Raw genomic sequence first — 18,687 nt, 5'->3', positions numbered from 1 at the left:
AGCCCGCGGGAGCTATACGAACTTCAGTGTTTCCATTGCAAAACCCTGACCTTGCTGGCTGGCACGTTCGCCACGCCTTCGCCATCCACCTGCTGGACCGCCTGCACGAACAGATGCAGCTCACCTCGCAAGCGCCACAGCTCCGTGTCGAAGCTGGGCTCCCAGGCGCCGACGGACTCGGCGGTCATGTCTCGCACGCTCCAGCGCGGTGCGGAGTCGAGGTTGTCGATGCGCACCACCGACACCTTGCTGCCGCGCTCCTCGTCACGGAACACCAGCAGCGCGCTGGTCTGCCGGCCTTGCAGGTCCACCATGACCTGCGGCCGCGCGATGGGAATGGCCTTGGTGCCGCCACCGCTCAGCGAGAACGGCGCGCGGCGAAAGCCCAGCTCCAGCTCTTTCCACGCACCATCGCGGCGGTAGACCAGCTGGTACTGCGGCACCGCGCTGCCGGCGCGCCGCCAGTAGCTGGCGATGAAGGGGTTGCCGTCGCGGTCGGCGGACATGGAGGTCTGGTTGATCAATTCGCTGCGCTGCGGGATGCGCGCGGCGACCTCGGCCGTGGCCTCGGTGATGGGCAGCGCATAGGGCCGGCCGTCCGAGCGCTCCCAGGTCAGGCCGCCATCGCGCGAGCGCGCATAGGCCAGGTCGTGGTTGCTGGCCACGTCGGGCGATTCGCGCCACACCCACGACACATGCAGCGTGCCGCGGTGGTCGAGAAAGGCCTGCCAGTAGGCGTTGCGCCGGCCCTCGCCGCTGATCAGGTCGTCGTGCAGCCGCGTCCAGGCCTGCGTGGCGGGGTCGTAGCGGTTGATGACCAGGTTGCCCCGCCCGGAGCCGCCGTCGCGATAGAAGAACAGCAGGCCGCCATCCAGCTGGCGGTGGAACTCCGGATACGACACCGAGCGCTCGCCCTGCCCCGTCATCGGCAGCCTGTCGCCCATTTCAAGCCCGCCGGGGCGCAGGCTGCGCGCGTAGCGCAACGCGTTGTTGTGGTGGTCCCACGAGAGATGCAGGTAGCCGGTGCCGTCCACCATCAGGCTGATGCTGTTGTGCGCGTCGCGTGCATTGCCGGTGAAGGCCGTGGTGTGCAGCTCCCATGAGTCGCTGCCCAGCCGGCGCTTGCCCAGCACCACGCGGGCCTCGGCGTCGTAGTAGGCGATGTACTGGTGGTCTGCATGCGTGACCAGCGAGTTCTTGCGGAACACCACCGCGTTGACGGAATTGCGGGCCCAGCCCTCGCCCACGTCCACCACCTGCACGCGGCCCGCATCGCGCGTTCCGGTCGCGCAGCCGGCCACCAGAGCCGCCATCAGCAGTGCCAACACCGTCTTCGTCATTCGTCTCGTGCCCCCGCGTCGCGCAAGGCTTTCATTGCCGTAGGTGACAATCATTCTCATTGACGCCACCCGGAGACCTTGAATGACCGCTTCCACCCGTGCTCCCCTGCGCCGCGCCGTGCTCGCCATCGCCGCCCTGTGCGCGGCCGCGCCGGCCCTGGCCGCCGAGGAGTTGACGCTGTACACGACGCGCGAGCCCGGCCTCGTCAAGCCCCTGCTGGCCGCGTTCACGGCGCGCACCGGCGTGGAGGTGAACACCGTGTTCGTGAAGGACGGGCTGCTGGAGCGCGTGAAGGCCGAGGGCACGCGCTCGCCGGCCGACGTGCTGATGACGGTGGACGTGGGCAACCTGCTGGACCTGGTGGAAGGCGGCGTCACGCAGCCGGTCAAGTCGGCCGCGCTGGAGTCGGCCATCCCCGCCCAGCTGCGCGGCGCCGACGGCCAGTGGTTCTCGCTGTCGCTGCGTGCCCGCGTGCTGTACGCAAGCAAGGATCTGCCGCTGACCACTATCCGCTACGAGGACCTGGCCGACCCGAAGTGGAAGGGCAAGGTCTGCACCCGCCCCGGCCAGCACCCGTACAACACGGCGCTGGTCGCCGCGATGCTGGCCCACAACGGCGAGGCCGCCACCGAGAAGTGGCTGCAGGGCTTCAAGGCCAACCTGGGCCGCAAGCCCGCCGGCGGCGACCGCGACGTGGCGCGCGACATCCTGGGCGGCATCTGCGACATCGGCATCGCCAACTCCTATTACGTGGGTCAGATGAAGACGTCCAAGGAAGGCAGCGACGGGCGCAAATGGGGCGATGCGATCAAGGTCGTGAAGCCCGCGTTCGGCAAAGGCGGCGGCACGCACGTCAACATCAGCGGCGCGGCCGTGGCCAAGCATGCGCCGCAGCGCGCCAACGCGGTGAAGCTGCTGGAGTTCCTGACCTCGCCCTCCGCGCAGGAGCTGTATGCGCAGGCCAATTACGAGTACCCGGTGCGCCCCGGCGTCACGCTGGACCCGGTCATCGCCGCCGCCATCGGCCCGATCAAGCCCGACACGCTGCAGCTGACCGAGATCGCCAAGCACCGCAAGGCCGCCAGCGCGCTGATCGACAAGGTCGGCTTCGACCGTTGAGCCGCGCGTGAAGCAGCTGCGGTCCGTCGGGCCGCTGTGGCGAGCGGCCGCCATCGCCATCGCGCTGGGCGTCGCGGCGCCCGTGCTGAACCTCGCCTGGCTCGCGCTGGGCGGCGACATGCAGCACTGGCTGCACCTGGCCGCCCATGTGCTGCCCGACGCGGCCTGGACGACCGCGCAGCTGATGGCCGGCGTGGGCCTGATGGTGCTGCTGATCGGCACGGCCTGCGCCTGGGTCGTCACGGCCTATGACTTCCCCGGCCGCGGCCTGCTGCAGTGGGCGCTGCTGCTGCCGCTGGCCATGCCCACGTACATCGTCGCGTTCGCCTACCTGGACTTGCTGCACCCCATAGGCCCCGTGCAGGGCGCGATCCGCTGGGCGCTGGGCTTTGACAGCCCGCGCGAGTTCCGGCTGCCCGACCTGCGCTCCATGGCCGGCGCCATCGTGCTGCTGGGGCTGGTGCTCTACCCCTATGTCTACCTGACCGCGCGCGCTCTCTTCGCGACACTGCCGGCCCACCTGCTGGAGGCCGCGCAGTCGCTGGGCGAGACGCGCTGGGGCGCGTTCCGCCGCGTCGCGCTGCCGCTGACGCGGCCGGCGCTGGCCGTGGGCGTCAGCCTCGCGCTGCTGGAGACGCTGAACGACATCGGTGCGTCGGAGTTCCTCGGCGTGCGCACGCTGACCGTCAGCATCTACACGACCTGGATCACGCGCTCCGATCTGGCCGGCGCCGCCCAGCTGGCCTGCGCCGCGCTGCTGGCCGTGTTCGCGCTGATCTGGCTGGAGCGCCAGGGACGGCGCCACCAGCGCTATGGCTCGACGCGGCGCATGGCCGGCATACGCCCGCGCCGGCTGACCGGCACCACCGCCTGGGCCGCGACCGCCGCGATGGCACTGCCCGTGCTGCTGGGCTTTGCGGCGCCCGCGTCCTACCTGGCCTGGGAGACGGCCGAGCGGCTGCTGCAGGGCACGGGCATCTCCGAGGGCCTGCTGGCCGGCCTCGCCAACACGCTGCTGCTGGCGCTGGGCGTCACCGCGGTCACGCTGGCCGCCGGGCTGGTGGTGGCCTGGGTCGGCCGCCACCAGGGCAGCGTCGCCAACCGCGACCACTGGCAGGCGCGGCTGGCCTCCATGGGCTATGCGCTGCCCGGCACCGTGCTGGCCATCGGCCTGCTGACGCCCGCGCTGGCGGCGGACCACGCGCTGGCCGACCTGCTGGGCCTGCGCTGGCTGCCGCTGATGAGCAGCGGTGTCGTGCTGGTGGTGGCCTGCGCGATCCGCTTCCTGGCCATGCCCGTGGGCAGCCTCGACGCAGGCCTGGCGCGCATTCCGCCATCGCTGGAGCACAGCGCCCGCGCGCTCGGCGAAACCGTCACCGGCACGCTGCGCCGCGTGCACCTGCCGCTGCTGCGGCCGGCATTGCTGAGCGGCGCGCTGCTGGTGTTCGTCGACGCGATGAAGGAGCTGCCCGCCACGCTGCTGCTGCGCCCCGCCAACTTCGAGACGCTGGCCACGCTGCTGTACGCCGAGGCCGCGCGCGGCACCTACGAGGAAGGCGCGCTGGCGGCGTTCGCCATCGTCGCCGCCGGGTTGGTGCCGGTGGTGGTGCTGTCGCGCAGCTCGCTGGCATCGATCACCGCAAAGGACACATGAGCGCTGCGCTGCACATTGAAAACCTGGCCCTGGGCTATGACGGTCGGGAGGGGTTCAAGACCGTCGTCGACGGCTTGTCGCTGGAGTTGGCGGCCGGCCAGATCGGCTGCCTGCTGGGCCCATCGGGCTGCGGCAAGTCCACGCTGCTGCGCGCCATCGCCGGCTTCGAGCATGCGCGGCGCGGGCAGATCCGCATCGGCAACGACGTCGTGTCTTCGCCCCGGCAGCACACGCCGCCAGAGCGCCGGCACGTGGGCCTGATGTTCCAGGACTATGCGCTGTTCCCCCACCTCAGCGCCGCGCAGAACGTGGGCTTCGGCCTGCGCCGCCTGCCCGCGGCCGAGCGCGAGGCCCGCGTCGCCGAGATGCTGGCGCTGGTGGGCCTGGCCGACCTGGGGCACCGGCATCCGCACGAGCTGTCGGGCGGCCAGCAGCAGCGCATCGCGCTGGCACGCGCGCTGGCCACGCGACCGGCGCTGCTGCTGCTGGACGAACCCTTCTCCAGCCTGGACGGCGCGTCGCGCGAGCGCCTCACGCTGGAAGTGCGCGACATGCTGCGCGCTGCTCAACAGACCGCGCTGCTGGTCACGCACAACGCGGACGAGGGCGCCCGCTTCGCCGACTTCATGGGCGCGATGGACGCCGGCCGGCTGGCGTCGTGGCATCCCACGGATCAGGCGCTGGCGATCCAGCCTTCCAGCGGGTCCACCGCATCCGGCCAGCCATAGCGCGGCCGGCTGGCCGCCCAGGCCGCCTGCAGCATCGCCAGCACGGCGTCCAGGCTGTCGCCGCTGGCGTCGGCCACCAGCTCGTCGCGCTGCGCATGGCTGAGCTTGAGCCGCAGGCCCAGCCGGGTGCGGCCCTGCTCCAGCGCGTCGACGATGTCCTTGCGGGCAATCAGCCGTTCGGGCGTCTGCGCGGCCTTGGTGTCGCTCTTGTACGAGCGCCGGGCGATCAGCTCGCGCGCCAGCAGCCCCGGGTAGGCCTCCAGCGCGACGCGGCTTTCATCCCCGGGCAGCAGGCTGGCCAGGTGCACACCCGCCGCGATCAGCCGCGGCACGCCGGCATGCAGCATCCAGGCCACCGGCGGGTTGACCCATTTCATGCTGGGGCTGGCCCCAGCCGGGCCATCACAGGCGCGGTGCGCGAACTTGCCGCCGGCCGGCCGCGCGTCGCAGAAGGCCGCAAACAGGTCGCGGATCTCGGCCCGGCTCAGTGCCGCGTAATGCGCCATCAGCGCCGCATAGTCGGTGGGCCAGCCCAGGTGCTCGACCAGCTCGCGCGGCAGCCCGAACGGCAGGTCGAAGCCGGCCACCCAAGGGCCCGGCTGGGCCAGCCAGTCGGAAAAGGCGTCCAGGCTTGGTAGCGCCATCAGCCCGTTCAGGCGCGTGACCGCCCCTTGACGAACGCCGGCGGCGACGCGAATGGGCTTGCGCGCGCTGGGCGCACTCGTGAAGTCGATCCCGAAAACGATGATGTCGGACATGCCCGGCATTCTGCGGCTGGGCAGAATGGCCCGGCCCATGTCAAACCTGCTTGACCTCCCCGCACCGCTCCCGCACGCCGGCTTCGACGCCGACGCGTTTGATGCTGCGTTTGCGGCGCAACGCCAGCTGGCCGCCGCCGGCGCCTACGACGCGTCCAATGACGCGCTGGAGCGCCTGCTGGCCAACTGCCCGGAGACCGAGCTTCGCCGCCGCGCCGATGTGCTGACGCTGCTGGCCCACCAATACCCCCGTCAGGGCCGGCTGACCGCCAGCGCCCGCAGCGCGACGCAGGCTCTGGGCTTGGCCGAGAAGCTGGATGACGACCTGCTGCGCGCCGACGCACTGACATCGCAGGCCTATGTGTACGGCCAGTTGCTGATGGGCAGCGAGGCGCTGCAGTCCGGCATGCGGGCGCTGGCCGTCGCGCGCCGCGCCGGCGACTCGGTGCGCGAGGCCTGGGCGCTGAACCGCGTGGCCATCGCCTACTCCAGCCTGGAGAACCCGGCCCAGGCCTGCGCATCGGCCGAGCAGGCGCTGGAGATCGCTTCCAGCACCGGCAGCGCCGAGGTGCTGTTCTCCTGCCACAACAACCTGGCCTATTTCTGGCTGCGCCGTGTCGAGGAGGCGGTGGCGCTGGGCGACGAGATCGCGCGCGTCCAGGCCGTGAGCAGCGCCCGCCGCACGGCGCAACAGGCCACCGAGCTGGCACGCCGCTCCGGCAGCCCCTTCCAGGTGGCCGTGTCGCTGTCCAACCTCGTCAACGCGCTGCTGGCCGGCGACGCGCTGGACGCGGCGCTACCGCTGCTGAACGAGTTCGGCCACCTGGCCCACGACCATGGCTACCGCACGCTGGCCGTCGAGGCCGATGCACAGCGCGCCATCTTCCTGCGCCTCAAAGGCGAGCCGCTGCAGGCCGCGCGCATCCTGGAGGCGCTGCTGAACGCGACCACCGAGCCGCCGCCCAAGCTGCGCCGGCTGCTGATGCGCTCGCTGTACGAGACGCACAAGGCCTGCGGCCAGCACCGCGAGGCGCTGAGCTGGCTGGAGGAACTGGTGGCGCTGGACCGCCAGATCACGCGCGATAACCTGGTGCTGCAGACCGAGGTCCTCCTGATCCGCGAGCAGGTGGCGCAGGCCCAGGCCCGCGCCGACAGCGCCGCCGCCGACGCCCGCCGTGAACGCGCCCGCGCGGCCCATCTCGAGAGCGAACAGCAGCGCCTGCGTGAACACGCGATGGCGCTGGACCGCGCGGCGCATGAGGACGTGCTGACCGGCCTTCACAACCGCCGCCATGCCGAATTCGCGCTGCCGCTGCTGGTGGAGGGCGCACGCGTGGCCGGCCAGGTCATCAGCGTCGCCGCGCTGGACGTGGATCATTTCAAGCGCATCAACGACACCCACGGCCACGCGATCGGCGACGCCGTGCTGCAGCAGCTGGCGCAGCTGCTGCGCCACCGGCTGCGCAGCGCTGACCTGCTGGCGCGCATCGGCGGCGAAGAGTTCCTGGCCGTCCTGGTGGGCATTGCCCCGCAGCAGGCGGCCGAGATCTGCGAACGGCTGCGGCTGGCCGTGGCCGAGCACGACTGGGCGGCGACCGCATCCGGGCTGGTCGTGCGCATCAGCGTGGGCATTGCCGGCGGCGTGCCGCCCCTGGCCGCGGGCACGCTGCAGAATCGCGCCGACCATGCGCTCTACGCCGCCAAGCGGGGTGGGCGCAATCGCGTGCATGTGGACTAGGCCTGTTAGCGCTACGGGAGCAGGCCGCGTTGTGGTCAAAAGGCCCGCGAGCAAGGCGCAAAGCGGAGCCGGGTTTGGGGCACCCGGCGAGCATTTGCAACGCCGCGCGCGGGCCTTTTGACCACAACCCGCAGGGAAGGTCCGCCGCCAAAGGCCACTCGGCGTTGCACCGCTGGCCCGCATATCAATGCGGGCGGCGCGATGCGCCTTGATTGGCCTTTGGCGGGGGCCTTCGCGACCTACTCCCGTAGCGTTAACAGGCCCAAAAATGAATCCTGTACTGGTAGAGGTGCTGCGCGGCAGCGCCGTCGAGTCGCGCCACGCCGGCGCGCTGGCCATCATCGACGCCTCGGGCGCCGTGCACACGGCGCTGGGCGACATCGACCGGCCCATCTTCCCGCGCTCGGCGGTCAAGCTGCTGCAGGCGCTGCCGCTGGTGGCCAGCGGCGCGGCCGAAACGTTTGCGCTGACAGATGCCGAGCTGGCGCTGGCCTGCGCGTCGCACAGCGGCGAGCCCGAGCACGTCGCCACCGCGGCCGGCGTGCTGGCCAAGCTAGGGCTGGATGCGAACGCGCTGGAATGCGGCACGCAATGGCCCAGCCGTGAACCGGTGCTGCGCGCGATGGCAGCGCGCGGTGATGTCGCCACGCCACTGCACAACAACTGCTCGGGCAAGCACAGCGGCTTCGTCTGCGTGGCCTGTCTGATGGCGCGCAATGCGGGCGCCGACCCCGCCGAGTTCGCGCGCGGCTACGTGGCCGCGGAACACCCGGTGATGCGCGAGGTCACGGCGGCGCTGTCGGCCACAACGGGCACCGACGCCGAGCGCGCGCCACGCGGCATCGACGGCTGCTCCATCCCGACCTTCGCGCTGCCGCTGCGCTCGCTGGCGCTGGCATTCGCACGCTGCGGCACGGGCCACGGCCTGTCGACCGAGAACGCACGCGCCGCGCGCCGGCTGCGCCAGGCCGCCGCAGCGGCCCCTTTCATGGTGGGCGGCACGGACCGCTTCGACACGCGCGTCATGCAGGCCTTCGGCGAGCGGCTGTTCTGCAAGATCGGCGCCGAGGGCGTCTACTGCGCGGCGCTGCCGGAACTGGGTCTGGGCGTGGCGCTGAAGATAGACGACGGTGCCGCGCGCGCCGCCGAGGCGGCGATGGCTGCGGTCGCGCAGACACTGCTGAAGACGGAGGACAAGGTGTTGCGCGGCTACAGCCACCTGCAATTGCGCAACTGGCGCGGCACCGAGGTGGGCATGCTGCGACCGGGTGAGGCGCTCAGCGCGATCTGAAGACGGCGACTCAGCGCGCCTACGGGCACACCCTGCACCCGCAGGCTCAATGCATCCAGCGCGGCCGGTCGGGGTCCGGGAACGGCCGGAACTTCGGCGTCTCAAGCACGCGCACGCCGAGCGGTTCAACGTTCGACGTGAGCGGCAGCACTGTCGCTCAGTCCAGGAAGGTCCAAGTGTCCGCACCGTCGAAGCGCCTGACAGCCACGGACTCCAGCAGCCTTGGATCGAAATTGCGCAAGTTCACGCCATGCCGCGCTCCTGGCTTGGAGTCGATGGGCTCCCAGTGCGTAACGATGCCGCAGGTCTTGCAGCGCACGTTCTTGAGCGACCGATCGCCCCATACGTACTCTTCGGTGTTCTCCGGATGGCCTTGCACGGCAACCGTTCCGAACTCGTAGTAGCCAAAGATCGCACCTGAGCGACGACACAAGGAACAGTTGCAGCTCGTGGCCTTCTCTGGCGCGGCTGGAAGCGTGAGGCGAACTGCCCCGCAGTGGCAAGAACCCTGAAGCGACAGTGATGGCTGTTGTTGACTCATGGCGTGATTCGCTGGTGGTTGCCGTGCCGCTTAACGAATGAAAGGGACTTCCCCGTCCCGAACCAGCCGCGTTGCGGCAAACGGCAACCAGGTGCCACGATGGGAAGTGCGTTCTCTCATCAACTCATTCGGAAGGGGAAGTCCATGACGATTCTGACCGTGGGTATCGACCTCGCCAAGAACGTTTTTGCAGTGCATGGCGTCAACGAGGCCGGCAAGGCCGAACTGGTGCGCCCGGCCGTGCCGCGCGACAAGCTCCACGAACTCATCGCCAGCCTGCCACCCTGTGTCATCGGCATGGAGGCTTGCTCGGGCGCTCACCACTGGGCGCGGCTGTTCCAAGCCTCGGGCCACACCGTGCGCCTCATCGCCCCGAAGTTCGTCACGCCCTACCGCATGACGGGCAAGCGTGGCAAGAACGACGCAGCCGACGCCGCCGCGATCTGCGAGGCCATCCAGCGCCCGCACATGCGCTTCGTGCCGATCAAGGACCTCGATCAGCAGTCCCGCCTGATGGTGCACCGCGCCCGCCAGGGGTTTGTCGAGCAGCGCACCGCCACGTTCAACCGCATCCGTGGCCTGCTCAGCGAGTTCGGCATCGTGCTGCCGCTCAAGGCCGCCACCGTGCGCCGACGCGCCTGCGAGTGCCTGGAGGACCTGCCCGGCTATGCCAACACCGTGATCGGCGACCTGCTCAGCGAAACCACCCGGCTGGACGAGCGCATCGCGCAGTACGACGCCCACATTCAGGCCATGGCCAAGGACGACGAGCGGGCTCGACGGCTGATGCTATTGGAAGGCGTCGGGCCCACGACGGCGACCTGTCTGCTGGCAATGATCGGCAACGGACACGATTTCGACTGCGGGCGTCAGTTCGCCGCTTGGCTGGGCCTGGCACCGGGGCAGTACAGCTCGGGTGGCAAGACCCGGCTCGGCCGCATCACCAAGGCTGGCGACGCCTACCTGCGCAACCTGTTGGTGCTGGGCGCCAAGGCGCTGCTGGCGGCGGCCAAGAAGAAGGCGGACACCATCAGCCGCTGGGCCGTGGCGCTGGCAGAGCGACGCGGCTACTGGCGCGCCGTGGTGGCCATCGCGGCGAAGAACGCGCGCATGGCCTGGGCGGTGCTCAGGCGGGGCGAAGCATTTGCACTGCCAGCCTGACACCGCGGCCATCTAACCCACCACCACAGAAACCAAGGAACACAGAGACCACCGTCGTGTGACGCCAAGAGTTGATGACAACAGGTTTGGGCCTGCGCGGGGCGTGACCGATGAGCTCAAGGGCGGCCACCGGCTTGCCGGCTAACGAATGGGTCCCCCGCGTGCGTCCTTCATCAGGGTCCGTGGCATTGAACGCCACACGAATGACCGTTTGTAGTTTGGCCAGTCCGCACCTTGTTGTCTTTGCCAGCGCACGTCGACGCGACGGCTGCAGGTCTTGAAAGGAATGCAGATGAAGAAATGGCCCGCGAAGCGGGCCATCAGGAAGTCGTTTGGCTTGACTAACGGGGAAGCCCTTGTAGTTTGAGATCAGCGGACGGCGAAGCCGCCCGCTGGAGCGAAGGGTTGAACATCATTGACGCACCGAGTTGCCGCCCACACTGCTTCAAAGAGCCGATCGGTTATTGGCGTCATCGTTCCGTACTCTCTAGCCGCCGTTTCTTGGTCGTCCCAAGTACCTTCGGGCAGCACCCCATGAGAGTCTGCGAGATGTTCTCTGCTGTAGCGCAGCGCCTTGCCATCAGCCGTGATCTCGACGTAGCGCATCCAATAGCCATCGTCATCCAACTCTGAGTAGCAGACGTACTCCTCGACTTCGAGCGTGTTGCCGCTGGAGCAATACAAGCGATGGAACATGATGTTCAACGTTTGAATTCATCGGACCAGCCAGCGTAGCTGGCACAGGTCCGCTGCAATGAATGGTTAAGGCGCATCACTACTTCGCGGCTGGTGAACTAGAGGCCCCTGCGGATGCCAGTGCATTGACTGTCTTCAACCGGTACGTCTCAGAAAGGGCCGAGGCATTCCAATGACTTGGATGAAGCTCCGCAAGCCAAGGGGACGCTTGACCCCTTGCATCCTGCCCGATTTGCAACTCCACCTTGGCCAGTTGCAGTGCCGAGCTTCGCGGGTCTTTTGAATTCGCAGAAGCTGCATGCATCCACGCATGTGATGAAGCATCGAGCCAAAGTTGATTTTTGACGCCTCGTTCATACCCCACGAACGTGCCTGCGGCGAAGGCAAAAAGGACAGTGATGACCGCGGCAATCCTTTTCATCTGCGCCTTAACGTCGAAGCTCAGCGGACGGCGAAGCCGTCCGCTGGAGCGACAGGTTGGACAGCAACGCAGTCATGGCCACTCCCACGACGGCAGTGCTTCTCCATCGGGCAACTCGCAGCCGTAGAAAGTCGCGCCTTTGGCCTTTACGCCGTTGACTATGGCGCCTGTTGTCCTGATCGACTCGATGGCAGCAAGTTCGAATACCGCGTTCGTGAGGTCAGCGTTTGAAAAGTCGGCGCATTTGACGTTGCATTCTCGAAAGCTGGTGCCGCGCAGGCTCGCGCCTGAAAAATCTGCGCTATGGAACCACGAATGCTTTCCAAACTTGGCACCATCTAATTGCACACCGGACAAATCGGTGTCGCTCAGATCCGTTTGCGGAAAGCAGCGCTCTCCGGCGGCATAGCGCTTCTCAAGCTCGGCGCGGCTCTCCGGCGGTCGGTAGTTTTCCGGGCGATGAGGCGTGGAGGCAGTCATTGCTGTTCAACGTGTTGTAGCCCGCAGGGCCGCGCGGTCTATCACACCAACCCGTGCAGTAACGGGCCGCCCGCCAGCCGGGCTAAATGCTTGTTGCATATGAATTTCCTCCGCTCCGCCGCGCTGCTAATCGGGCGCTATTTTTCGGGCAAATGCCGCGCCGGTTGCAAATCAATCGAGGGACAAATGCTGGCCTGCGGGTGCATGGATGTTGCCATTGCCGGTAGTACGTGGCTCACGCGGAGAACCCTGGTTCCAGGTCGTCGCATCGGGTCGACTTCAGCGGTGGCGACGCCCCGCTCCACAACTCGAACGCGAGCTACAAGTCCGGGGCGCCATGAAGCAGCCCGTCGTCAACGGCCACACCTGGCCGTCAGCGGCCGTCACGCCAGCAGCACCCTCACCCCAACCTGAACACCGCCACCGAGCGCGCCAACTCATCCGCCTGCTGCTGCAGGCTGGCCGCGGCGGCGGCCGACTCCTCCACCAGCGCAGCGTTCTGCTGAGTCATCTCGTCGAGATTCGCGATGGCCTGGCCGATCTGGCCGATGCCGGTGCTCTGCTCGCCGGTGGCATGGCTGATCTCGGACACGATGCTGCTGACGCGCGCAATGGCATCGATGATCTCGTGCATGGTCCGGCCGGCTTCGGCCACCAGCGACGCGCCGCTGTCGACGTTCTCGCCGCTCTGCATGATGAGCGCCTTGATCTCCTTGGCCGCCTCGGCCGAGCGCTGGGCCAGCGTACGCACCTCGCCGGCCACGACGGCGAAGCCGCGGCCTTGCTCGCCGGCACGCGCGGCCTCTACCGCCGCGTTCAACGCCAGGATGTTGGTCTGGAAGGCGATGCCGTCGATGACGCTGATGATGTCGGCGATCTTGGCCGACGACGCGCTGATGCGCTCCATGGTCTTGACCACCTCGTCCACCTTGCTGCCACCGCGCCGCGCCACGTCGGCCGCGTCGGCCGCCAGCTGGTTGGCCTTGTGCGCCGACTCGGCGTTGTGGGTGACGCTGGCCGTCAGTTCCTCCATCGCCGACGCCGTCTCCTGCAGGTTGGACGCCGCCTGCTCGGTGCGGTTGCTCAGGTCCTGGCTGCCCACGGCCACCTCGCGCGACGCGTTGGCTATGTTGTCGGTGCCCTCGCGAACACCGGAGACGACGTTGACCAGCGACGCCTGCATGCCTTGCACGCCGCGCATGACGGCGGCCGTCTCGTCGCGGCCCTCCACGCGCACCGGCTGGCTGAGGTCATGGCCGGCGATGCGCTCGGCCGCCTTCACCGCCTGGGCCAGCGGCGCCAGGATGGAGCGGATGTTGACGGCCGTGTAGCCGGCCAGCAGCAGGACCGCCGCGACCACCACCAGGCCCAGGTTGCGGCGGATGGCTCGCTCGTGCTGTTGCAACTCCTCCACCTGGTGGGCGGAATGGCCTTCGATCTTGGCCGTCATGTCGGCCAGCGCCTTGTCCACCGCCCGCACGGGTGCCTTCACCGGCTCCATCGCAGCATTGGCGGCCGCCGTGTCGGCGAACTCGGCCTTGCCGACCCGCGCGGCAATGTCGGCAAAGCCGGTGCGATAGCCCTGCAGCGCCGTCAGCAACTCGTCCGGCATGCGCTTGATGTCGGGCGGCAGGTCCAGCGCGCCGATCTTGCGCAGGCTGCCGCTGACCTTCTCGTAGGTCTCGTCCCAGTCCTTGCGATAGCGCTCCACCGCCTTGGCGTCGGCCAGGTTGATCAGCAGGTCTTTCTCGTAGCGGCGCAGGTTGCCGACGCCGGCCCGTACGCCGGCCAGTTGGGACAGCGACTCGACGTCGTTGTCGACATAGTGGACGAAGGCCTCGCCCGACTCGCTGAGGCTGCGCAGCCCCTGCACGCCCACCACCAGCATGGCCAGCACCGCCAGCACCGCCAACGCCACAAGGCGGGCTTTGATCGTGTAGTTGCTCAGTTGCATCTCACCCTCCGCTCGCCATCTGGCGATGGAGGGAGGCTAGCCTTTTGCCCGGCTGCCGCCAAGCCTCAGGCTTGCTACGAGGCGTCAGCTGCCCACAACTCGTGCATCGTCGCCTCGAAGGCATCGCCCACGCGCTGCGGCGCCCGCCAGGGCCGCGCACGACCGGCCACCCAGACGGATTGCCATGGCGAGCCGTTGCTGCCAAACACCACTGCGTCCAGCAGCGCGTCGTCGGGCAGGCCCCGCAGGCCGTCGGCCTCGCGGTTCAGCACGAGCGCGTCGGCACGGGCGCCGGGCGTCAGGCCCCAGGCCGCGAAGCCGGCCGCGCGGGCGCCGCCGTGCGAGGCGGCGTCGAACAAGCGCGCCGCGCTGGACGGCTGCACGCCGGGCACGGCCGCGATGTTGCGCTGGCGCGCCGCCAGCCGCTGGCCGTACTCCAGCCAACGCAGCTCCTCCACCCAGCCGCGGGTCACCTGGCTGTCCGAGCCCACGGTCAGCGGCACGCCGGCCGCCAGCCAGCGCGGCAGGTCGGTCAGGCCGTCGCCCAGGTTGGCCTCGGTACCGGGGCAGATGACGATGCCGGCGCCGCTGCGCGCGACGGCCTCGATCTCAGCCGGTTCGGCATGCGTGGCATGCACCAGCTGCCAGCGCGGGTCGAGATGACCCGCCTCGGCCAGCCACTGCAACGGCCGCATGCCGGTGGCGGCCAGGCAGTCGTTGACCTCGGCCATCTGCTCGGCCACGTGGATGTGGATGGGCAGGTCGGCACCTCCGATCAGGTCGTGCAGCCGGTGGATGTCGGCCGGCGTCGCGCCGCGCAGCGAGTGCAGGGCCACGCCCGCGTTGACGCGCGGCAGGCCGGCGGCCATGACGCGCTGCGCGCAGCGCCAGGCCCAGTCGGCATCGGCCGCGAAGCGGTGCTGCTCGGGCCGCAGCCCCGTGGCACCGAAGCCGCTGCGCGTGTAGACCACCGGCAGCAGCGTCAGGCCAATGCCCACGTCCTCGGCGGCCTCGGCCAGCGCCCAGGCCATGTCCAGCTCGTCGTCGAACTGCTGACCGTGGCCGGCGTGGTGCACATAGTGGAACTCGCAGACCTGCGTGTAGCCGCCACGCAGCAGCTCGGCATAGAGCTGGCTGGCCACGGCATGCAGCTGCCGCGGCGAGATGCGCAGCGCCAGTGCATACATGCGCTCGCGCCAGCTCCAGAAGTCGTCCTGCCCCACCTCGCGGCGCTCGGCCAGGCCCACGAAGGCGCGCTGGAAGGCGTGGCTGTGCGCGTTGACGAGGCTGGGAATGACCGGGCCGGCCAGCTTCTCGGCATCGTCGGGCGCCGGCAGGTTGACGGTGATCTCGCACCAGTGGCCCGTCGAGTCGACGGTCAGCAGCACATCGCGCTGCCAGCGGCCGTCAATCCAGGCCAGCGGGGCGTGGAGTCGCTTCAAGGCTGCCATGCGAGCATCTCCTGCAGCAGCTTGGCAATCAGCGGCGCCACCGCCGCGGCGCCGGCCTCGTCGTAGGCCGTGCGCGGGTCCAGCGCCTCGTCCATGTAGCAGCGCTGGCACATCTCCAGCTGCACGGCATGCTGGCCTTGCGAGGGCCGGCCGTAGTGGCGCGTGATGTAGCCGCCCTTGAAGCGGCCGTTGACGACCTGGCTGTAAGCGCTCTGGCCGGCCAGCACCGCGCCCAGGCGCCGCGTGATCGCGGGCGCGCAGGACGCCCCGTCGGCCGTACCCAGGTTCAGCGCGGGCAGCTCGCCCTCGAACAGCCAGGGCAGTTCGGACCGGATGCTGTGGCCGTCGAACAGCAGCGCCCGGCCATGTTCGGCGCGCAGGCGGGCGAGTTCCGCGGCCAGCGCGTCGTGATAAGGCCGCCAGTAGGCCTCACGGCGCACGGCGATGTCGACCGCATCGGGCTCGGCGCCGTCGCGGTACAGCGGATCACTGGTGAAGAAGTGCGTGGGCACCAGACCGGTGCCTCCCGAGGCGCCGGGGTACAGCGGCTCGTCGTCGGGCGGGCGGTTCAGGTCGATGACGTAGCGGCTGTAACGCGGCACGATGAGGCTGGCGCCGAGGGCCTCGGCCAGCGGCGCGTACAAGCGCTCCAGATGCCAGTCGCTGTCCTCGCTGATCAAGGCCCGCGGCACCATGCGCTCGGCGATGGCCGCCGGGATCTCGGTGCCCACGTGCGGCAGGCTGATCAGCAGCGGCACGCGCCCCTGCTGCAGTCGGTACACGCTCATACTGCTCCCTGCATTCCTTGTTGTACCCGCTCGGTCAACGGGTTATGTCCGAAGCATGCGGCCAGCTCGCGCGGATGTCCAGCATCCCAGACGCAAAAGTCGGCACGCTGCCCCGCCACCAGCTGGCCACGGTCGCGCAGGCCCAGCGCGCGTGCACCGTTGACGGTCAGGCCGCGCCAGGCCTCCTCGGGCGTCAGCCGGAACAGCACGCAAGCCATGTTCAACATCAGCAGCGGCGACAGCGTGGGCGAGCTGCCCGGGTTGTGATCGGTCGCGATGGCGATGGGCACGCCGGCGTCACGCAGCTGTTGAATCGGCGGCAGCTGGGTCTCGCGCAGCGCATAGAACGCGCCGGGCAGCAACACGGCCACCGTGCCGGCCGCGGCCATCGCCTGGATGCCGGCGGGACTCAGGTACTCGAGGTGGTCGCAGCTCAGCGCGCGGTAGCCGGCGGCCAGCGCGGCGCCGCCCTGGTCGCTCAGCTGCTCGGCGTGCAGCTTGACGGGCAGGCCCAGTGCCTGCGCAGCGTCGAACACGCGCGCGGTCTGTGCGGGGCTGAACGCGATGTGCTCGCAGAAGGCATCCACCGCATCGACCAGGCCGGCGGCTCGCAGTTCGGGCAGCCACTCGCAGACGGCGGTGATGTAGTCATCGGCGTTCGTGAACTCAGGCGGCAGCGCATGCGCTGCCAGGTAGGTCGTTCGCACGTCCAGGCCCAGAGACTGCAACTGCCGCGCCACGCGCAGCATGCGTGCCTCGGTGGCCGCGTCCAGCCCGTAGCCGCTCTTGATCTCCAGCGTCGTGACGCCCTCGCGCATCAGCGCCTGCGCGCGGCGCGTGGCGCTGGCCAACAAGTCGGCCTCGCTGGCCGCGCGCGTGGCCGCCACCGTCGAGCGGATGCCACCGCCCGCCTTCGCGATGTCGGCATAGCTGGCGCCCAGCAAGCGCTGCTCGAACTCGTTGGCGCGGTTGCCGTCATAGACCAGATGGGTGTGGCAGTCGACAAAGCCTGCCGTGACCAGCGCGCCGTGCAGTTCGACGACCTCGTCGGCGGCGGGCGCATCGGCGCTGGGCCCCACCCAGCGCAGCTGGTCGCCGTCGACCAGCAAAGCCCCATCGTCGATGAGGCCCCAGCCCTGCTCACCCGCCAGCGTGGCCAGCCGCCCTCCGCGCCACAGCTTCACTCGCCGCTCCAGCTCAGCCACCACGCATGGCTGCCGCTCGCGTCAGGCCCGGTGAACACGCAGCTCTGCGCGGCCGGTTCCTCGCACCAGGCCAGCGTCAGCGGCGCCAGCGGCATCGCGCGGGCGCCGTGCTCCAGCAGGCCGCCTTCGACGGTGAACAGGCCCACCCACGGCGTGCGCGGCAGCAGCACATGGCTGGCCGGCTCCACGTCCAGGTTGCCGCGGCTCTCCATGATGTTGAGCACGTCGGTCGGGCCCTTGATCAGCTCGGCCGAGGGCGCCAGGCCGCCATCGAACCGCAGCGGCTCGTCGCCAATGCTCTGCGGCCAGTCGAACAGCCGCAGGCCGGCGCCACCGATGACGGCCAGCCAGCGGTGCACGCCGGCAAACGCCGAGAACGGCCCGTCCTGCGCCACCTGCGCGACGCTGACGCGCAGCGCCCAATCATGCGCATGCGGCCAGGCCAGCAGCTCTCGGGTCGTACCGCCCTTGTTCTTCCAGGCCTGCGGCTGCACGTCTGCCGCGCTGACCTTGCTCCAACTCATGTTCTGAACCTCGCACTCGGGACCGGTGATTCTCCGCAGCTCCAGGCCGCGAAAGTCATGCCGAGAAGCTCCCTTGCAATTGGTAACGAACGCCGGGGTGCGTGAGCTTCACGCTGGTGACCGCCACGCCGCGGCTGTACGTGATGCGCTTCACGACCAGACAGGGGTCGCGCCGGTTGATGCCCAGCAAGCGGGCCTCCACCTCGCCGGGCAGCGCCGCCTCGATCATGTAGCGCGCTTCCGACAGTGGCGCCACGTCCAGCAGGTAGTGCGTCGGTGTAACCCGCGTGAAATCCTGGGCCAGGTAGTCGGGCGCGCAGGCCGGGTTCACGGCGCGCTCCTCGCACTGGATGGGTTGGCCGTTCTCCAGGTGCACGATGAGGCTGAGGAACACCGGCGCACCACGCTTCAGCCCAAGCTCCGCCGCCTGCTGCGGCGTGGCCTTGCCCTTCACCAGCGCGTGCACGCGCGCCTCATGCTGGCCGCCGCGCTCGACGATCTCCTCGTGCACGTCGCGCACGTTCAGCGTGGACGAGATGCGGTGCAGCTGCGCGACGAAGCTGCCCACGCCCTGCACGCGCTCGATCAGCCCCTCCTGCACCAGCTCGCGCAGCGCGCGGTTCACCGTCATGCGGCTGACCTCGAACTGCGCCACCAGCGCGCCCTCGCTGGGCAGCAGGTCGCCGGCCACCCAGTGGCTGCTGGCGATGCCTTCGCGGAGATGGTTCTTGACCTTGAGGTACTGCGGTTCGGGACTTGTGGCGGTTCGAGGCATGGGCGGCATGCTAGTTGACTTGACTTGTATAGACAACTAGAGTCCACCCGATCCAAAAGGAG

Annotated in this window: 17 protein-coding genes; 6 read left to right on the top strand and 11 right to left on the bottom strand. The window is 69.3% G+C overall.

Translation table 11 applies throughout. From position 1 onward, the window contains the following. Positions 1-23 precede the first annotated feature (23 nt). Positions 24-1,340: a BNR repeat-containing protein gene (locus J2X21_RS01605; RefSeq protein WP_310324036.1), complete on the bottom strand. Its 1,317-nt coding sequence runs from the start codon at positions 1,338-1,340 to the stop codon at positions 24-26. 82 nt (positions 1,341-1,422) lie between these two features. On the opposite strand from J2X21_RS01605, the gene J2X21_RS01600 reads away from it, so the two are divergent. The 3 genes from J2X21_RS01600 to J2X21_RS01590 are packed head-to-tail and all read left to right on the top strand — an operon-like array spanning position 1,423 to position 4,842. Then, the gene (locus J2X21_RS01600) at positions 1,423-2,460 is read left to right on the top strand and encodes a Fe(3+) ABC transporter substrate-binding protein (protein WP_310324033.1); all 1,038 of its coding nucleotides are present in this window, start codon (positions 1,423-1,425) and stop codon (positions 2,458-2,460) included. A gap of 7 nt (positions 2,461-2,467) precedes the next feature. Next, positions 2,468-4,114, top strand: a complete 1,647-nt coding sequence (locus J2X21_RS01595; protein WP_310324030.1) for an ABC transporter permease — start codon at positions 2,468-2,470, stop codon at positions 4,112-4,114. Continuing rightward, on the top strand, positions 4,111-4,842 hold the full coding sequence (locus tag J2X21_RS01590) for an ABC transporter ATP-binding protein (protein ID WP_310324028.1): 732 nt from the start codon (positions 4,111-4,113) through the stop codon (positions 4,840-4,842). Before J2X21_RS01595 ends, J2X21_RS01590 begins: the two co-directional genes overlap by 4 nt. Here J2X21_RS01590 and J2X21_RS01585 read toward each other — a convergent pair. Further along, positions 4,788-5,600 carry a DUF429 domain-containing protein gene (locus J2X21_RS01585; RefSeq protein WP_310324026.1) on the bottom strand — a complete coding sequence of 271 codons (813 nt, stop codon included), beginning with the start codon at positions 5,598-5,600 and terminating at the stop codon, positions 4,788-4,790. The genes J2X21_RS01590 and J2X21_RS01585 overlap by 55 nt on opposite strands. A gap of 37 nt (positions 5,601-5,637) precedes the next feature. Between J2X21_RS01585 and J2X21_RS01580 the strand changes: the two genes are divergently transcribed. Both J2X21_RS01580 and J2X21_RS01575 read left to right on the top strand, forming a co-directional pair. Further along, on the top strand, positions 5,638-7,338 hold the full coding sequence (locus J2X21_RS01580) for a diguanylate cyclase (protein ID WP_310324023.1): 1,701 nt from the start codon (positions 5,638-5,640) through the stop codon (positions 7,336-7,338). Between the two features lie 268 nt (positions 7,339-7,606). Continuing rightward, positions 7,607-8,629, top strand: coding sequence for an asparaginase (locus J2X21_RS01575; protein ID WP_310324022.1), 1,023 nt, complete (start codon positions 7,607-7,609; stop codon positions 8,627-8,629). A 157-nt stretch (positions 8,630-8,786) separates the two neighbouring features. Here J2X21_RS01575 and J2X21_RS01570 read toward each other — a convergent pair whose 3' ends face one another. Next, positions 8,787-9,170 carry a GFA family protein gene (locus J2X21_RS01570; protein WP_310324021.1) on the bottom strand — a complete coding sequence of 128 codons (384 nt, stop codon included), beginning with the start codon at positions 9,168-9,170 and terminating at the stop codon, positions 8,787-8,789. A 144-nt stretch (positions 9,171-9,314) separates the two neighbouring features. Here J2X21_RS01570 and J2X21_RS01565 point away from each other — a divergent pair, with 144 nt between their 5' ends. Further along, entirely contained in the window at positions 9,315-10,331 is a 1,017-nt protein-coding gene (locus J2X21_RS01565) for an IS110 family RNA-guided transposase (protein ID WP_310324019.1), read from the top strand. A gap of 369 nt (positions 10,332-10,700) precedes the next feature. Here J2X21_RS01565 and J2X21_RS01560 read toward each other — a convergent pair whose 3' ends face one another. The 8 genes from J2X21_RS01560 to hutC all read right to left on the bottom strand — a co-directional run bounded on the left by J2X21_RS01560 (position 10,701) and on the right by hutC (position 18,625). Beyond that, the gene (locus tag J2X21_RS01560; RefSeq protein ID WP_310324017.1) at positions 10,701-11,036 is read right to left on the bottom strand and encodes a hypothetical protein; all 336 of its coding nucleotides are present in this window, start codon (positions 11,034-11,036) and stop codon (positions 10,701-10,703) included. Positions 11,037-11,520: 484 nt separating this feature from the next. Continuing rightward, the gene (locus tag J2X21_RS01555; protein WP_310324014.1) at positions 11,521-11,928 is read right to left on the bottom strand and encodes a pentapeptide repeat-containing protein; all 408 of its coding nucleotides are present in this window, start codon (positions 11,926-11,928) and stop codon (positions 11,521-11,523) included. 400 nt (positions 11,929-12,328) lie between these two features. Continuing rightward, positions 12,329-13,882: a methyl-accepting chemotaxis protein gene (locus tag J2X21_RS01550; RefSeq protein WP_310324012.1), complete on the bottom strand. Its 1,554-nt coding sequence runs from the start codon at positions 13,880-13,882 to the stop codon at positions 12,329-12,331. Positions 13,883-13,956: 74 nt separating this feature from the next. Beyond that, complete coding sequence (gene hutF, locus J2X21_RS01545; RefSeq protein ID WP_310324011.1) at positions 13,957-15,333, bottom strand: formimidoylglutamate deiminase; 1,377 nt, start codon at positions 15,331-15,333, stop codon at positions 13,957-13,959. Beyond that, entirely contained in the window at positions 15,321-16,121 is an 801-nt protein-coding gene (hutG, locus tag J2X21_RS01540; RefSeq protein ID WP_310324010.1) for an N-formylglutamate deformylase, read from the bottom strand. Before hutG ends, hutF begins: the two co-directional genes overlap by 13 nt. Further along, positions 16,118-17,326 (bottom strand): imidazolonepropionase, encoded by a 1,209-nt coding sequence (gene hutI, locus J2X21_RS01535; protein ID WP_404666569.1) that lies wholly within the window; start codon positions 17,324-17,326, stop codon positions 16,118-16,120. The genes hutG and hutI overlap by 4 nt, the downstream gene beginning before the upstream one ends. Beyond that, on the bottom strand, positions 17,302-17,850 hold the full coding sequence (locus J2X21_RS01530; protein WP_310324006.1) for a HutD/Ves family protein: 549 nt from the start codon (positions 17,848-17,850) through the stop codon (positions 17,302-17,304). Before J2X21_RS01530 ends, hutI begins: the two co-directional genes overlap by 25 nt. 55 nt (positions 17,851-17,905) lie before the next feature. Beyond that, a complete protein-coding gene (gene hutC, locus J2X21_RS01525) occupies positions 17,906-18,625 on the bottom strand; it encodes a histidine utilization repressor (RefSeq protein ID WP_310324003.1) in 720 nt (239 codons plus the stop codon). Positions 18,626-18,687 lie beyond the last annotated feature (62 nt).

The sequence above is a fragment of the Roseateles asaccharophilus genome (assembly GCF_031458115.1).
Lineage (GTDB): Bacteria > Pseudomonadota > Gammaproteobacteria > Burkholderiales > Burkholderiaceae_C > Pelomonas > Pelomonas asaccharophilus_A.
Note: the sequence above shows the minus strand (reverse complement) of the source record. Positions and strands in the feature narration are given on the sequence as shown.

What these genes read in the sequence shown, in the direction of transcription:
- J2X21_RS01605 (WP_310324036.1), bottom strand. Translation starts at nt 1,340, where the DNA reads ATGACGAAGACGGTGTTGGCACTGCTGATGGCGGCTCTGGTGGCCGGC.
- J2X21_RS01600 (WP_310324033.1), top strand. Translation starts at nt 1,423, where the DNA reads ATGACCGCTTCCACCCGTGCTCCCCTGCGCCGCGCCGTGCTCGCCATC.
- J2X21_RS01590 (WP_310324028.1), top strand. Translation starts at nt 4,111, where the DNA reads ATGAGCGCTGCGCTGCACATTGAAAACCTGGCCCTGGGCTATGACGGT.
- J2X21_RS01585 (WP_310324026.1), bottom strand. Translation starts at nt 5,600, where the DNA reads ATGTCCGACATCATCGTTTTCGGGATCGACTTCACGAGTGCGCCCAGC.
- J2X21_RS01580 (WP_310324023.1), top strand. Translation starts at nt 5,638, where the DNA reads ATGTCAAACCTGCTTGACCTCCCCGCACCGCTCCCGCACGCCGGCTTC.
- J2X21_RS01575 (WP_310324022.1), top strand. Translation starts at nt 7,607, where the DNA reads ATGAATCCTGTACTGGTAGAGGTGCTGCGCGGCAGCGCCGTCGAGTCG.
- J2X21_RS01570 (WP_310324021.1), bottom strand. Translation starts at nt 9,170, where the DNA reads ATGAGTCAACAACAGCCATCACTGTCGCTTCAGGGTTCTTGCCACTGC.
- J2X21_RS01565 (WP_310324019.1), top strand. Translation starts at nt 9,315, where the DNA reads ATGACGATTCTGACCGTGGGTATCGACCTCGCCAAGAACGTTTTTGCA.
- J2X21_RS01555 (WP_310324014.1), bottom strand. Translation starts at nt 11,928, where the DNA reads ATGACTGCCTCCACGCCTCATCGCCCGGAAAACTACCGACCGCCGGAG.
- J2X21_RS01550 (WP_310324012.1), bottom strand. Translation starts at nt 13,882, where the DNA reads ATGCAACTGAGCAACTACACGATCAAAGCCCGCCTTGTGGCGTTGGCG.
- hutF (WP_310324011.1), bottom strand. Translation starts at nt 15,333, where the DNA reads ATGGCAGCCTTGAAGCGACTCCACGCCCCGCTGGCCTGGATTGACGGC.
- hutG (WP_310324010.1), bottom strand. Translation starts at nt 16,121, where the DNA reads ATGAGCGTGTACCGACTGCAGCAGGGGCGCGTGCCGCTGCTGATCAGC.
- J2X21_RS01530 (WP_310324006.1), bottom strand. Translation starts at nt 17,850, where the DNA reads ATGAGTTGGAGCAAGGTCAGCGCGGCAGACGTGCAGCCGCAGGCCTGG.
- hutC (WP_310324003.1), bottom strand. Translation starts at nt 18,625, where the DNA reads ATGCCTCGAACCGCCACAAGTCCCGAACCGCAGTACCTCAAGGTCAAG.